At 63.1% G+C, this 15,076-nt stretch carries 15 protein-coding genes; 10 read left to right on the forward strand and 5 right to left on the reverse strand.

The window, feature by feature from the left end; all coding sequences use genetic code 11:
• Positions 1–11 precede the first annotated feature (11 nt).
• From hemA to BTHE68_RS11375, 6 genes are all read left to right on the forward strand, one after another.
• Positions 12–1,307, forward strand: a complete 1,296-nt coding sequence (gene hemA, locus BTHE68_RS11350; protein ID WP_162066402.1) for a glutamyl-tRNA reductase — start codon at positions 12–14, stop codon at positions 1,305–1,307.
• A gap of 97 nt (positions 1,308–1,404) precedes the next feature.
• Entirely contained in the window at positions 1,405–2,487 is a 1,083-nt protein-coding gene (gene prfA, locus BTHE68_RS11355; protein WP_162066403.1) for a peptide chain release factor 1, read from the forward strand.
• Positions 2,484–3,320, forward strand: coding sequence for a peptide chain release factor N(5)-glutamine methyltransferase (gene prmC / locus BTHE68_RS11360; protein ID WP_162066404.1), 837 nt, complete (start codon positions 2,484–2,486; stop codon positions 3,318–3,320). The genes prfA and prmC overlap by 4 nt, the downstream gene beginning before the upstream one ends.
• Before the next feature lie 83 nt (positions 3,321–3,403).
• Positions 3,404–3,715 (forward strand): Grx4 family monothiol glutaredoxin, encoded by a 312-nt coding sequence (gene grxD / locus BTHE68_RS11365; protein WP_061179180.1) that lies wholly within the window; start codon positions 3,404–3,406, stop codon positions 3,713–3,715.
• Positions 3,716–3,726: 11 nt separating this feature from the next.
• Positions 3,727–4,326 carry a UbiX family flavin prenyltransferase gene (locus tag BTHE68_RS11370; RefSeq protein ID WP_162066405.1) on the forward strand — a complete coding sequence of 200 codons (600 nt, stop codon included), beginning with the start codon at positions 3,727–3,729 and terminating at the stop codon, positions 4,324–4,326.
• Positions 4,327–4,436: 110 nt separating this feature from the next.
• Positions 4,437–5,222, forward strand: coding sequence for a DODA-type extradiol aromatic ring-opening family dioxygenase (locus BTHE68_RS11375; protein ID WP_162066406.1), 786 nt, complete (start codon positions 4,437–4,439; stop codon positions 5,220–5,222).
• 57 nt (positions 5,223–5,279) lie between these two features.
• Here the strand turns inward: BTHE68_RS11375 and BTHE68_RS11380 are convergent, their stop codons facing one another.
• Positions 5,280–6,872, reverse strand: a complete 1,593-nt coding sequence (locus BTHE68_RS11380) for an APC family permease (protein WP_174258010.1) — start codon at positions 6,870–6,872, stop codon at positions 5,280–5,282.
• A gap of 427 nt (positions 6,873–7,299) precedes the next feature.
• Here BTHE68_RS11380 and BTHE68_RS11385 point away from each other — a divergent pair, with 427 nt between their 5' ends.
• Positions 7,300–7,503, forward strand: a complete 204-nt coding sequence (locus BTHE68_RS11385; RefSeq protein WP_007000074.1) for a cold-shock protein — start codon at positions 7,300–7,302, stop codon at positions 7,501–7,503.
• Between the two features lie 78 nt (positions 7,504–7,581).
• Here BTHE68_RS11385 and BTHE68_RS11390 read toward each other — a convergent pair whose 3' ends face one another.
• Entirely contained in the window at positions 7,582–8,832 is a 1,251-nt protein-coding gene (locus tag BTHE68_RS11390) for an Hsp70 family protein (protein ID WP_162066871.1), read from the reverse strand.
• A gap of 203 nt (positions 8,833–9,035) precedes the next feature.
• Between BTHE68_RS11390 and BTHE68_RS11395 the strand changes: the two genes are divergently transcribed.
• Positions 9,036–10,529, forward strand: coding sequence for an MFS transporter (locus tag BTHE68_RS11395; protein ID WP_162066407.1), 1,494 nt, complete (start codon positions 9,036–9,038; stop codon positions 10,527–10,529).
• 10 nt (positions 10,530–10,539) lie between these two features.
• Here BTHE68_RS11395 and BTHE68_RS11400 read toward each other — a convergent pair whose 3' ends face one another.
• Positions 10,540–11,136, reverse strand: a complete 597-nt coding sequence (locus BTHE68_RS11400) for a nitroreductase family protein (RefSeq protein ID WP_162066408.1) — start codon at positions 11,134–11,136, stop codon at positions 10,540–10,542.
• Positions 11,137–11,234: 98 nt separating this feature from the next.
• Positions 11,235–12,518: an MFS transporter gene (locus BTHE68_RS11405; RefSeq protein WP_162066409.1), complete on the reverse strand. Its 1,284-nt coding sequence runs from the start codon at positions 12,516–12,518 to the stop codon at positions 11,235–11,237.
• Positions 12,519–12,650: 132 nt separating this feature from the next.
• Between BTHE68_RS11405 and BTHE68_RS11410 the strand changes: the two genes are divergently transcribed.
• The gene (locus tag BTHE68_RS11410; RefSeq protein ID WP_162066410.1) at positions 12,651–13,298 is read left to right on the forward strand and encodes a TetR/AcrR family transcriptional regulator; all 648 of its coding nucleotides are present in this window, start codon (positions 12,651–12,653) and stop codon (positions 13,296–13,298) included.
• A complete protein-coding gene (locus tag BTHE68_RS11415) occupies positions 13,295–13,852 on the forward strand; it encodes a DUF1415 domain-containing protein (protein WP_162066411.1) in 558 nt (185 codons plus the stop codon). The genes BTHE68_RS11410 and BTHE68_RS11415 overlap by 4 nt, the downstream gene beginning before the upstream one ends.
• Here the strand turns inward: BTHE68_RS11415 and BTHE68_RS11420 are convergent, their stop codons facing one another.
• Positions 13,853–14,728 carry a class I SAM-dependent methyltransferase gene (locus tag BTHE68_RS11420; RefSeq protein ID WP_162066412.1) on the reverse strand — a complete coding sequence of 292 codons (876 nt, stop codon included), beginning with the start codon at positions 14,726–14,728 and terminating at the stop codon, positions 13,853–13,855.
• Between the last annotated feature and the right edge of the window lie 348 nt (positions 14,729–15,076).

A 15,076-nucleotide genomic window follows, 5' to 3' on the forward strand; every position in this document is an offset into this window, starting at 1 on the left:
AGCCCAAAACAATGCAGCTCCTCACGATCGGAATCAATCACCACACTGCGCCTGTCGCCCTGCGCGAACGCGTGGCGTTTCCGCTCGAACAGCTCAAACCCGCGCTGGGCGCGCTGAAGGATGTCTGGCTGGGCCCGCTCGCGAAGGCATCGCCTGAAGCGGCCATCCTTTCGACCTGCAACCGCACCGAACTCTACTGCGCCACTGACAACTCCGCCGCCCGCGATGCCGCGCTTCAGTGGCTCTCCAAGTACCACAACATCCCCGTTCCCGATCTTGCGCCGCATGTCTATGCGTTGCCGCAGTCGGAAGCCGTGCGCCACGCGTTCCGCGTCGCCTCGGGGCTGGACTCGATGGTGCTCGGCGAGACGCAAATCGTCGGACAAATGAAGGATGCTGTGCGTACGGCGTCCGAAGCCGGCGCGCTCGGCACGTATCTGAACCAGTTGTTCCAGCGCACCTTCGCCGTTGCGAAGGAAGTACGCACGACGACCGAAATCGGCGCGCAGTCGGTGTCGATGGCCGCCGCAGCCGTGCGTCTCGCGCAGCGCATCTTCGAGAACATTTCGAGCCAGCGCGTGCTGTTCATCGGCGCGGGCGAAATGATCGAACTCTGCGCGACGCACTTTGCTGCGCAGAATCCGCGCGAATTGGTCGTCGCGAACCGTACGGCCGAACGCGGCGAAAAGCTCGCGAGCCGCTTCAACGGCCGCGCGATTCCGCTCTCCGAGCTGCCCGCGCGCATGCACGAGTTCGACATCATCGTGTCGTGCACGGCTTCGACGCTGCCGATCATCGGTCTCGGCGCGGTCGAGCGTGCGGTGCGCGCGCGCCGCCATCGCCCGATCTTCATGGTCGATCTCGCCGTGCCGCGCGACATCGAGCCTGAAGCCGGCAATCTGCACGATGTCTTCCTGTACACCGTCGACGATCTCGGCGCGATCGTGCGTGAAGGCAACGCGTCGCGTCAGGCCGCGGTCGCGCAGGCGGAAGCGATCATCGAGACGCGCGTCGCGAATTTCATGCAGTGGCTCGATGCGCGCAGCATCGTGCCCGTCATCCGCCACATGCACACGCAGGCGGACACGCTGCGCCGCGCCGAAGTCGAGCGCGCGCGCAAGATGCTCGCGCGCGGCGACGATCCGGCCGCCGTGCTCGAAGCGCTGTCGCAATCGCTCACGAACAAGCTGATTCACGGCCCGACGCACGCGCTCAACCGCGCGAGCCGCGAAGAGCGCAGCCAGCTCATCGACCTGATGAGCGGTTTCTATCGACACGGCTCGTCGTCCGATTCGTCGGAACGTTAGCGGCCTTCTCTTTGCTATTCTCAAATGCCCCGCGCGGCTAGCGTGGCGGCTCCCTGATCGCAGTATTTCCTGGCGCTGACCGCGCCGATTCCGCCCGATGAAAACGAGCATGCAAAGCAAGCTCGACCAGCTTGCAAAACGGCAGGTCGATCTCAACGAACTGTTGAGCCGCGAAGACGTGACAGCCGATATGGACCAGTATCGGAAACTGACGCGGGAGCACGCGGAGATCAGCCCGATCGTCGATCAATACGCACTCTGGCGTCAGGCGCTGACCGACGAAGCCACCGCGCAGGAACTGCTCTCCGATCCGTCGATGCGCGATTTCGCCGAAGAAGAGATCGGCGAGGCGCGGGAGCGCATGGTGAAGATCGAAGGCGATTTGCAGACGATGCTCTTGCCGAAAGATCCGAACGACGACCGCAACATCTTCATCGAAATCCGCGCGGGCACCGGCGGCGACGAATCCGCGCTGTTCGCGGGCGATCTGCTGCGCATGTATCTGCGTTACGCGGAACGCAACCGCTGGACCGCCGAAACGATGTCCGAAAGCGTGTCCGATCTCGGCGGCTACAAGGAAGTGATCGTGCGGATCGCGGGACAAAGCGCGTATTCGCGGCTCAAGTTCGAATCGGGCGGGCATCGCGTGCAGCGCGTGCCGGCGACCGAAACGCAGGGACGCATCCATACGTCGGCGTGTACGGTCGCGGTGATGCCGGAAGCCGATGAAATCAGCGAAGTCGTGATCAATCCGGCGGATTTGCGCATCGACACGTTTCGCGCGTCGGGCGCGGGCGGCCAGCACATCAACAAGACGGATTCCGCCGTGCGCGTGACGCACTTGCCGACGGGCATCGTCGTCGAATGTCAGGACGACCGCTCGCAGCACAAGAACAAGGATCGCGCGCTGAAAGTGCTCGCCGCGCGCATCAAGGACAAGCAGTATCACGAGCAGCACGCTAAGGAAGCCGCGACGCGCAAGAGTCTGATCGGCTCGGGCGACCGCTCGGAGCGCATCCGCACGTACAACTTCCCGCAAGGGCGCATGACGGATCACCGCATCAACCTGACGCTCTACAAGCTCGAATACATCATGGACGGCGATCTCGACGAGATGATCGCCTCGCTGGTTTCCGAGCATCAGGCCGAGCTGCTTGCCGCGCTCGGTGAAACCGAGTGAGCACCGCGGTCGACTTGCTGCGCACTGCCGGACTGCCGCAACTCGAAGCGCGCATCCTGCTGATGCATGTGCTCGGCTGGCGGCGCACGGAACTCATCACGCGCGATGGCGAAGCGCTCGAGCACGATGCCATCGCGCGTTTCGAAGCGCTCGCGGCGCGACGTCTGAACGGCGAGCCCATCGCGCAACTGACCGGCAAGCGCGAGTTCTTCGGCCTCGAATTCGACGTGACACCGGACGTGCTGATTCCGCGTCCGGAAACCGAATTGCTCGTGGAACTCGCACTCGAAGCCATTGCCGATACGCCGAACGCGCGCGTGCTCGATCTCGGCACGGGAACGGGCGCAGTCGCGATCTCGCTCGCTCACGCGCGGCCCGATGCGCGCGTGTGGGCCGTCGATCGCTCGAACGCGGCGCTCGATGTCGCGCGCGGCAATGCGCGTGCGCTGCTCGATGCGGCACGCGCGGGCGGCCAGGTCTCATTCGTTCAAAGCGACTGGACGGGCAATGTCGATCCATCGTTGCTGTTCGAAGCGATCGTCAGCAATCCGCCGTATATCGCGAGCGACGATCCGCATCTCGAACAAGGCGACCTGCGCTTCGAACCGCGCGGCGCGCTCACCGACGACGCCGACGGCTTGTCCGCGATCCGCACGATCATCGGGAACGCGCCGTTTCTGCTGGCGAATCGCGGCGCGCTCTGGCTCGAACACGGCTACGATCAGGCCGATGACGTGCGTGCGCTGCTCAAGGCGCGCGGCTTCACCGACGTGCGCTCGATGCGCGATCTCGCGGGCATCGAACGCTGCTCCGGCGGACTTTTCACGGCGTGAGCGCCGGGCCGCGATCAGCCCGCGAAACCGAAATCCGCTATCATTTCAACCATCAATCCACCGACTTCAAGCGCAGGAACGCCATGGACACGCAAGAACGCATCAAGCAGATCGTCGATCAGAACCCGGTCGTCCTCTTCATGAAGGGCACCGCGCAATTTCCGATGTGCGGTTTCTCCGGCCGCGCCATTCAAGTGCTCAAGGCATGCGGCGTCGATCAGATCAAGACCGTGAACGTCCTCGAAGACGATGAGGTTCGCCAGGGCATCAAGCAATTCTCCAACTGGCCGACCATTCCGCAGCTTTATGTGAACGGCGAGTTCATCGGCGGTTCGGACATCATGATGGAGATGTATCAGTCGGGCGAGCTGCAACAGCTTTTCGCCGCCGCCTGAGTTCTTTGCAAGTGAGCGCGCCCGCTGCCGCAACGCGACGGCTCATCGTCGCGATAACCGGTGCAACGGGCGCCATCTACGGCGTACGTCTGCTCGAGACGCTCCGCCGGCTGGGCGGCGTAGAGACGCATCTGCTCATTTCCAGCGCCGGCTGGCTGAATATTCAGCACGAGCTCGATCTCGACAAAGCCACCGTCCACGCGCTGGCCGATGTCGTCCACAGCGTGCGCGACGTCGGCGCGAGCATTGCCTCGGGTTCCTTCGCGACCGACGGCATGGTTGTCGCGCCCTGTTCCATGCGTACGCTTGCGAGCATCGCGCACGGTCTCTCCGACAACCTCATCACCCGCGCCGCCGACGTCGTGTTGAAGGAGCGCCGCCGCCTCGTGCTGCTCGTGCGCGAAACGCCGCTCAATCTCGCGCATCTGCGCAACATGACGGCCGTCACCGAAATGGGCGGCGTGATCTTTCCGCCGCTGCCCGCGTTCTATCAGAAGCCTGCGACCATCGACGACATGGTCGATCACACGGTCGCGCGCGTCATCGATCTGTTTGGCCTTGCGCAGCCTGCCGCGTCCGCCTGGCAAGGACTTCGCGGCGAAACCAACTGACGTCCTTGAGATTGACAACAACGGCGACACAATTCGTTGCCGTCTGCGCTGTTTATCAACCCGGCTCGCGGCCCTACATTCATGGCAATCCCAAAGGAATTCTTGCCGCCATGAGCCGACTGCCCACCGTTTTCATTTCCCACGGCGCACCGACATTGCCGATCGACCCGTCGATGCCGTCCGCCGAATTCGCTTCGCTCGCACAAACGCTGCCGCGTCCGCGCGCCATTCTGATGTTGTCCGCGCACTGGGGCACGGCGGAGCCTGTCGCGAGCACCGCCGAGCGGCCTGAGACGATCCACGATTTCTACGGGTTTCCGCGCGCACTCTACGAACTGCGCTACCCGGCGCCCGGCGCACCCGATCTGGCGAAGCGCGCCGCCGCCTTGCTCGGAGAACAGGATATTCCCGCCGCGACGACCGATCACGGCCTCGATCACGGCGCGTGGGTGCCGTTGCTGCTGATGTTCCCCGACGCCGATGTGCCCGTCGCCCAGCTATCGATCCAGCCGAGGCTCGACGCCGCGCATCATTTCCGCATCGGCCGGGCGCTGCGCGATCTGCGCGATGACGGCGTGATGATCGTTGGTTCCGGGCAGATCACGCACAATCTGCGCATGGCCGATTTCAGCGCGCGGCCCGAAGACGCCGATCCGCGCGTGACTGAATTTACCGACTGGTTCGAGGACCGCATGGCCGAACGCGACATCGCCGCCCTGCTCGACTATCGCGCCCGCGCGCCGCACGCCGCGCTGATGCATCCGACCGACGAGCATCTGCTGCCGGTCTTCAGCGCGCTCGGCGCAGCGGCGGATGATTATCGGCTTGGCATTCAGTCGCTCGGCACGTTCCAGCGCGCGCTCGCCATGACGAACTACGTGTTCACCAACGCTTGACGTGACAAAAAAACCCGCCTGATCGCTCAGGCGGGCTTCGTCGTGAAGCGGAACAACTCACGCGCCGACGTCGTGAAGAATGTCGTCGCGGCTTTCGCGCTCGTCGAGGTACGTCGTGCGATATCCCGTGTGCACGCCCCAGTAATAGAAGATCAGCGCCAGCACGGCTACCGCGGCCATGTCCCAGCCGTACGGCAGCAATCCGCTACCGCCAAAGTCCTTGCTGCCGATCAGCGACATCATCGCCATCGACGGCAGATAGGTCACGAGCCACCACGCCGCCTTGAGATCGCGGCCCCAGCCCGCAAAGCCCGTCTTGCTTTGAAAGTAGAAATAGACCGGCAGCGCGACGACCATCAGCAGAATGATCTCGCCGGTCAGCGGCCATTTCGCCCAGAACAGCACGAGCGACGCGCAAACGAACGCGAACGGCGCGATCACGCACATCAGCGGCAACTTGAGCGGGCGATCGAGATCGGAGGCCGAGCGGCGCAGCGCCATCAGGCTGACGGGACCGGTGAGATACGAGATCACCGTCGCGACCGAAATCACCGCCGCGAGCGAACTCCAGCCGCGGAAGAAGAACAGGAAGACGAACGCGACGCAGAGGTTGAACCACATCGCCGGACGCGGCACGCCGTAGAACGGATGCACGACGCCGAAGATCTTCGGCATCGTATTGTTACGCTGCATCGCGTAGATCATGCGGGTGGTCGTCGCCATGTAGGTCGTGCCGGTGCCGCTCGGGCTGACGAACGCATCGACGTAAAGCAGGATCGCGAGCCAGTTCAGATTCAGCGCGAGCGCCAGTTCCGCGAACGGCGACGCGAAGTTGAAATGCGACCAGCCCTTCATCACGTCCGCCGGATTCACCGCGCCGATATACGCGACCTGCAGCAGCACGTAGATCACGAGCGCAAGCAAGATCGAGCCGATCACGGCGAACGGCACGCTGCGCGACGGGTTCCGCGCCTCGCCGGCGAGGTTGATCGGGCTCTGGAAGCCGTTGAAACTGAAGACGATGCCGCTCGTCGCCACCGCCGTCAGCACGGCCGGCCAGCCGTACGGCGCGAAATCGGACGTGGTGCCGAAGTTCTGCGCATGGAAGCCGGTGTAGACGAGGCCGGCGATCGTCGCGCCAGGAATCAGGAACTTGAAGATCGTGATCGCGGAATTGGCCCGCGCGAACACTTTCACGCCCCAGTAGTTCAGCATGAAGTAGACGATCACCAGCAGCGCCGAGAGCGCGATGCCCATCGGCGTAAGCGACTCGTTGACGAACAGCGCGTGCGCCCAGTCATACGGCCAGGTGCTCATGTATTGAATCGACGCTTCGGCTTCGATGGGAATCACCGAGACAATCGCGATCCAGTTGGCCCACGCGCTGATGAAACCGACCAGCGCGCCGTGCGAGTAGCGCGCGTAGCGCACCATGCCGCCGGATTCGGGGAACATCGCGCCGAGTTCGGCATAGGTCAGTGCGATCGCCAGAATGACGACCGCGCCGATCACCCACGCGACGATCGCAGCCGGCCCGGCGATCTTCGCAGCCTTCCACGCGCCAAACAGCCAGCCCGACCCGATGATGGATCCGAGGCCGGTCAGCATCAGGGCCATCGGCCCGATATTTCTTTGTATCGAACTCTTCAAACTCTCTCTCCAGTGTCTCGCGCCACGCGCGCATCGCCACGAAACGCGGTCATTTTTTCGACCTCGCGACGATGCCGGTGCAACTGTTAAGTCGGCGCGTAGTTTACCGGTTGCACCTTTCGTTTGCAGTGCATGCTGAGAAAAAGTTCGCCCCAATTTGGGGTTTTTGTAGGCTGATCGCTACCGAAATTGCAAGTCTTGTAAATTTTGCTTACGTATCTCGAAAAAATCCCTTCGGAGTTGTCGGATATTAATTGACCCAGAAATCGTTTCGCCGTATAAAGCTTCTTGCAGGATTTCAAGTGGCGAGTGAATTGGTCTTTTCGAGTTCGCCATCACGGTACTCCGGTTGGTCCCATTGCCCCTTCCTTGATTTTCCGCACCCTTGGGCTTCGGCCTTATTCATCAATTTTTTGGAATACGTAACATGGAAACCGGTACCGTCAAGTGGTTCAATGACGCAAAGGGCTTTGGCTTCATCACTCCGGATGGCGGCGGCGAAGATCTGTTCGCGCACTTCTCGGAAATCCGCATCGAAGGCTTCAAGACGCTTCAGGAAAACCAAAAGGTTTCCTACGAAGTGAAGACTGGCCCGAAGGGCAAGCAAGCAGCAAACATCAAGCCGGTCTAAGACCCGCTACGATTTATGCAAAAAACCCCGCCTCGGCGGGGTTTTTCTTTTTTCTGGCGCGCGCAGAGTACGCGGGCGTCACGCGAAAACGCGTTGGGCGTAGATCCCGAGTCCCTTCGCCACGCTGGCGAGGCGATCGCCGAACACCGGCTGCGCGGCGGGGAACGCCGCCGACAGCGCCTCCGACAGGAATCGCAGCCCCGTCGTCCCGCCCGTGAAATAGACGGCGTCGACGTCTTCAGGCGCCACGCCCGCCCGTCTAAGCGTTTCCTGCGCCGCCTCGACGATTCGCCGCGTCTCGTCCGCCCCGGCCGCGATCAGTTGCGCCTCGTCGAAAGCAACGCGCAGCGCTTCTTCCACCTCTTCCATATCGATTTCGGTCGTGCCGCCCGCCGCCACGTCGATCTTCGCTTCCTCCGCGTGCGCCGTCAGCGCGTGACCGAGCCGGCGATCCACGACGCGCATCAGGCGATCGTGATGGCGCGTGTCGGTGTAGAGATGGCGCATCAGTTGAAGCTCGCTAACACGCTTCGGCGTGTAGACCGTGTTGATCAGATGCCAGGTCGCGAGATCGAAGTACACGGGGCTCGGCAGTTCGCGTCCTTTGGGATCGAGCGCCTGGTAGCCGAGTTCGCGCAGCACGGTCACGAGTTCCACGCGGCGGTCGAAGTCCGTGCCCGCGACATGCACGCCGTGATGCGCGAGCACGTCGTCCTTGCGCTCCAGGCGATGCGCGCGCTCCGGGCCGACGCGCACGAGTGAAAAGTCCGACGTACCGCCGCCGATATCCGCGACCAGCACGAGCCCTTCTTTTGTCAGGCCCGCTTCGTAATCGAAGGCCGCGGCGATCGGTTCGTACTGGAAATGGATTTCGCGCAAGCCGACCGCGTGCGCGCACGCTTCGAGCTGCTTTTGCGCGAGGTGATCCGCGCGCGGATCGTCGTCGACGAAAAAGACCGGGCGACCGAGCACCGCGCGGGTGAGCGGTTCGGCGGCGAGCGCCTGCGCCTTCTGCTTCAGATGCTGCAGAAAGAGCGTGATGACGTCTGTGTATTTGATCGCCGAGCCATCGCCGAGATCGGTGCTGTTGTCCGCGAGCGGCGAGCCGAGGATGCTCTTCATCGAACGCATCAGACGGCCGTCGAAGCCGTCGATGTACGCCTCGAGCGCCGCGCGGCCGTAGGACTGGCTGTTCTCGTCGGTGTTGAAGAAGACGGCTGTAGGCAGCGTGGTCGCCTCCCCTTCGACGGGCGCAAGCCGGATCGACAGGCCGTCAGGAAGAGCGACGGCGGAGTTCGACGTGCCGAAGTCAATCGCGCAATAAGTCATGGGCATCGGCGGCGTCGCTCAGGGGACGCCGCAATCAAACATGGACGGCGTTTTTAACACGTTCCGGGACGAGCATCAATCGCATTCAAGCCATTTTTAAACCATTGAGGCTATTCACCAAAAGCGGAATGCAACTTGCTCGACAAGCGGCAATTTGTTCATTCCCTTGCGTGCCTGATCTCAGTGAAGCACGCTTCAGTCCCATGAGCGTAACGGAACCCGCCGTGCAACAGGAGAATCGTTTGAGCGACAACGCCGGCGAGCGCCCCGCCATCATCGAAACGGATTTGCCCGGACGCCTCGACCGCCTCCCGTGGGGCCGCTTTCACACGCTGATCGTGCTCGCGCTCGGCATCACGTGGTTGCTCGACGGACTCGAAGTGACGCTGGCCGGCGCCGTCGCGAGCGCGCTCAAAACGAGCCCGGCGCTGCAGTTCTCCAACGCGGATGTCGGCATCGCGGGCAGCGCGTATATCGCGGGCGCGGTGCTCGGGGCGCTCGGCTTCGGCTGGCTCACGGACCGGCTCGGTCGCCGCAAGCTGTTCTTCATCACGCTCTTTCTCTACGTGGCGGCCACCGCCGCGACCGCGTTCTCGTGGAATCTCGCGACCTTCGTGCTGTTTCGCTTTCTGACGGGCGCGGGCATCGGCGGCGAATACACAGCGATCAACTCGACGATTCAGGAGTTCACTCCGGCCCGCCTGCGCGGCTGGACCGATCTCGCGATCAACGGCACCTTCTGGATCGGCGCCGGCATCGGCGCGGCGGGCTCGATCGTCCTGCTCGATCCCGGCCTGCTTCCGCCCGACTGGGGCTGGCGCGCGTGCTTTCTGATCGGCGCGGCGCTCGGACTCGCGATTCTGCTCATGCGGATGTGGGTGCCGGAAAGCCCGCGCTGGCTCATCACGCACAATCGCGCGGAAGAAGCGAAGCAGATCGTCGAGAATATCGAGGCGCAGTTCCGACAGCACGGCGTCGCGATTCCGGACACGCCCATCAAACCGCTGCGCCTGCACGCGCGCGAACACACGCGGCTGAGCGAAGTCGTGCACACGCTTTTCAAGGCGCACCGCAGCCGTTCGCTCGTCGGACTCACGCTGATGACGGCGCAGGCGTTTTTCTACAACGCGATCTTTTTCACGTATGCCCTCGTGCTGACCGATTTCTATCACGTGCCCGGTGATCACATCGGCTGGTACGTGCTGCCGTTCGCGGCGGGAAATTTCCTCGGTCCGGTGCTGCTCGGCAAGCTTTTCGACGTGCTCGGCCGGCGCAGGATGATCGCGTTCACGTATGCGATTTCCGGCGTGCTGCTTACCGTGAGCGGCTGGATGTTCATGGAGGGCATGCTCACCGTGACCGCGCAGACCATCGCGTGGATGGTGATTTTCTTTTTCGCATCGGCGGCGGCGAGTTCTGCCTATCTGACGGTGAGTGAAACCTTTCCGCTGGAGATTCGCGCGCTTGCCATCGCGGTGTTCTACGCATTCGGCACGGCGCTCGGCGGCATCATCGGGCCGACGCTGTTCGGGCAACTGATCGACACCCATCAGCGCGGCGCCGTGTTCGTGGGCTATCTGATCGGCTCGCTGCTGATGATCGCGGCGGCGGTCGTCGCCGGTATCTGGGGCGTCGCGGCCGAGCGCAAGTCGCTTGAAGATGTTGCTCGCCCGCTCTCGGCCGCGGACGAGCATTGAGCGTTTCGCTTTACTCGAACGCCTTGTCCCAGCCGCCTTCGAAGGCGGTCTCGCTCAGTGTCTTGCGCGCGCGTGGCGCCGCTTCGCGCTCGCGCAGCGCTTCGTCGAGCTGATTGACGTCGCCGTGATGGCCGATTGCGATCATCGCGATGATCTCCACCTCCGACGGAATCGAAAACGCCTGACGGAACGCGTCGCGATCGAAACCGCCCATCTGATGCGTCGCCAGCCCCAGCGCGTGCGCCTGAAGCACGAGCGCCATCGCGGCCGCGCCGGTGTCGTAAGTCGCGGTGCGGTTCGCGTCACCCTTCGGCGTGAGCGTCGACGCCGTCACGCAGACGAGCAGCGGCACGCTTACATTCCACTTCTGGTTCGATGGCGCAAGCGTGTCGAACGCGCGCTTGAACGCGGCTTCGTCGCGCTGACGGTCGAACGCGATGAAACGCCACGGCTGCAGATTGTTCGACGACGGCGCCCAGCGCGCCGCTTCGAGCAGACGATGCAACTGCGCGCGCTCGATCGGCGCGTTGGAGAAGGCGCGCGGGCTCCAGCGGCCGGCGATCAGTTCGTGGATGTCGACATCGGTTGGAGCCGGCTTCGTGGTCATGTTGATCCTCGTTGGCGTGATGAAAGGCAAACGGCGCGCATCGGCCAGGGATGCGCGCCGTTCCAGGCGACAAGGATAACAAGCGCGCGTGAAGCGCCTCAGGTCGCGGCGACGCCTATCGACCGGTTCGCGCGATTGATGCGCAACACCGTGACCGCCGCCACGAGGCACAGGCCGCCCGAAATCATCGTCGCGACGGTGTAGCTGCCGAGACTCGAGCGCAACATGCCGCCGCCGAGCGCCGCGAATGCCGCGCCCAGTTGATGGCCCGCGACGATCCAGCCGAACACGATCGGCGCCGATTCCTTGCCATAGGCATCGGTGGCGAGGCGCACTGTCGGCGGCACGGTGGCGATCCAGTCGAGACCGTAGAACACGGCAAAAAGCGGCAGGCCGAAGAAATCGATGCCGAACGCGTATGGCAGATAAATCAGCGACAATCCGCGCAGCCCGTAGTACCAGAACAGCAGCACGCGCGCGTTGAAGCGGTCCGAAAGCCAGCCGGAAAGCGTCGTGCCGAAGAGATCGAAGATGCCCATGGCGGCGAGCAGCGTCGCGCCCTGCACCTGCGTCATGCCGTAATCGGAACACATCGCGATCAGGTGCGTGCCGACATAACCGTTGGTGCTCGCGCCGCAGACGAAGAAGCTGAAGAACAGCAGCCAGAAATCGCGCGTCTTGCTGGCCGAGGCGAGCGTGGCGAACGCGACCTTGATCGGATTCTTCGGCGGCGACACCGCGGCGGGCGGCAGATCCGCGTGTTCGCCGACGGGACGCAGCGAAAGATCGACGGGACGCTCGGGCAACAGCCACGCGACGAGCGGCAGCACGACCGCCACCGCCGCCGCGACCACGAACACGACCGGACGCCAGCCGAAGCGCTCGGAAATCGATGCGAGGAGCGGCAGGAAGACGAGCTGGCCGGTTGCGGAGCTGGCGGTGAGAATGCCCATCGCGAGACCGCGATGGGTGGTGAACCAGCGGTTCACGATCGTCGCCGACAAGGTCAGCGCGGCGACGCCCGTCGCACTGCCGACCATCACGCCCCAGACGAGCACCATTTGCCACGGCTCGGTCATCATCGACGAGAGGCCGACGCCCGCGGCAAGCGTCGCGATCGCGGCGAGCACGGTCGGGCGCACGCCGAAGCGCTGCATCGCCGCCGCCGCGAACGGGCCGGCGAGACCGTAGAGCGCGAGGTTGATCGAGATGGCGAGCGAAATCGTGCCGCGCGACCAGCCGAACTGCTTTTCGAGCGGCAACATCATGACGCTCGGCGTCGCGCGCGTGCCCGCCGCCGCCAGCAGCACGAAAAACACGACGCCCACCGCGACCCAGCCATAATGTATCCGGCCGTTCAGCCGTCTCGCTACCCAGTTCATCGCTGCTCCGTTTCGTTGATTTCCTGCCTGTGGCGATATGATTCGTTACCGCTCTGTCACATCAGAGTTGCGAGCTTAGTTACCGATCGGTAACATGTCAAGCGTGCAGCAGGAATTTTTCGAGGAGCGACTTTGACACGATCATCTGCCGATCAGCCGAAAACCCATGCCCGGCGCAATGTCCGCACCGACGGCGCGACGGCGCAAGAGCAGTTGCTCGACGCGGCGCAGGAACTGTTCTATCGCGACGGCATCCGCGCGATCGGCGTCGATGCCGTCGTGGAACGCGCGGGCGTCAACAAGATGAGCCTGTACCGGCAGTTCGCGTCGAAGGACGAACTGGTCGTCGCCTATCTGGAGCGCATGGACGAAGGGTTTCGGCGGCGCTTCGAGGCGAGCGTCGCGAAACATCCGGGCGAACCGGCGCGGCAGATGATTCAAGCGCTGGAGGACCTGGTGAAGCGGGCGTCGTCGCCGGACTATCGCGGCTGCCCGTTCCTGAACATCGCGTGCGAATTCGGCGATCCGGCGCATCCCGCGCGGCAATCGGTCGAGCGCAACAAAAGTTACCTGATGACACGCCTCGTCGAGATGTCGACGGCCGCCGGAGCGGATAATCCGGTTGAACTGGCGGAATCGCTCGCGTTGCTGGTCGACGGCATCTATGCAACGAGCCAGACATACGGCCCCGGCTCGGGCCCGCTGCTCGCGGCGCCGCGCATCGCGCGCGTGCTGATCGCCGCGGCGTGCGCCGCGCATCGCAAACAGGAAGGTTCATGACTGACAGCAGCACCCGCGACGACGTGATCGCGGCGACTCGACACTGGCTCACCCGCGCGGTGATCGGCCTCAATCTGTGCCCGTTTGCGAAGAGCGTGCATGTCAAAAACCAGATTCGTTATGTGGTGAGCGAGGCGCGCGGCGTGGACGATCTCGTCGTCGAACTGACCGACGAACTGCGTCTGCTGCGCGATACGGACCCCGACGCCATCGACACCACGCTTTTCATCACGCCGCACGCGTTCGCGGATTTCGCCGAATACAACGACGCCCTTTTCTTCGCCGAACGTCTGCTCGGTCAACTGGGGCTTGCGGGCGAATTGCAGATCGCGAGCTTTCATCCGCATTACCAGTTCGAAGGCACCGCGCCCGACGATATCGACAACTACACGAATCGCGCGCCCTATCCGATCTTTCATCTGCTGCGCGAAGCGAGCATCGATCGCGCCGTCGACGCGTTTCCCGAGGCCTCCGAAATTTACCAACGCAATATCGAAACCCTGCGCCGTCTCGGGCACGACGGTTTCGACGCGTGGATGAAAGACAAAACCTGATCAGTTCGCGGGCGCGAAGAAACGCGCGCGCAATTCGTCCAGCCCGAGCGTTTCGAGCACGTCCGAGAGCCGTTGGGCGGGCCGGCCGCGCGGCAAATCTTTGAATTGCGCGATGATCAGTTCGTTCTTCATCGAGTGCTCCCAGCCGACGAGTTCCGTCACGCTCACCTGATAGCCATGCGATTCGAGCTGCAGGCAGCGCAGCACGTTCGTGATCTGGCTCCCAAATTCCCGCGTGTGCAGCGGATGCCGCCACATTTCCGTCAGCACGTTCTTCGAGAGCGAGTGTCCCTTGTTCTTGCGCAGCACCGAGGCCACTTCGGCCTGACAGCACGGCACCACGACGATGTGCTTCGCATTCTTCTGCAGAGCGAACTGGATCGCGTCGTCGGTGGCGGTATTGCAGGCGTGCAGCGCTGTGACGATATCGATCGAAGCGGGCAGACGATCCGAATCGATTGATTCGGCCACCGACAGATTCAGGAACGACATCCCTGTAAACCCGAGGCGCTCCGCCAATTCTTCGGATTTTTTTACCAGTTCCTCGCGCGTCTCGATTCCAAAGATGTGTGACCGATCGCGCAGAGTCTTGAAGAAGAGATCGTAGAGAATGAACCCAAGATAGGACTTGCCTGCGCCGTGGTCGACGAGTGATACGGCCCCTTGATGTGCATGCACGTCGGCGAGAAGCGGTTCGATGAACTGATAGAGGTGATACACCTGTTTCAGCTTGCGACGGCTGTCCTGGTTCATCTTGCCGTCGCGCGTGAGGATATGGAGTTCCTTCAGCAGTTCGATCGACTGGCCTGGACGGATATCGTGCTTGGTGGAGGGGTCGGGCGTACCCGGAGCCGGCGCGGGAGACTTCCTGGTCATTGTGAAGGTGTGGTGAATAAAAAATGCGGAGCAGTTCGCGCTGAATGTGCGCTAACCGCTGGTTCTGCCGTCTCAAAAGGGGAAGTTTACCCAAAAGCGCAAAGACGCTCTTGTTTCAGCCACTGGCTCGTCACTTCAGGCGTGACGCTAGAACGGATGGAACGGTTCGTGCATCGTCCGACAATGAGGCCATTGGAAGAGACGACACGGCGTGGCCCGGGCCACGTACCGATCAGCAAGCAGGAGCAACACGCCAGTAACAAGCCGCGCCTCGACACGTCCAACGTCGTCACCCGCGCCAACCTTGTTACGTAACACCTAACGCACAGCGCGGCGAATGCGACTCGC

This window comes from Burkholderia sp. THE68, assembly GCF_009938265.1.
Lineage (GTDB): Bacteria > Pseudomonadota > Gammaproteobacteria > Burkholderiales > Burkholderiaceae > Caballeronia.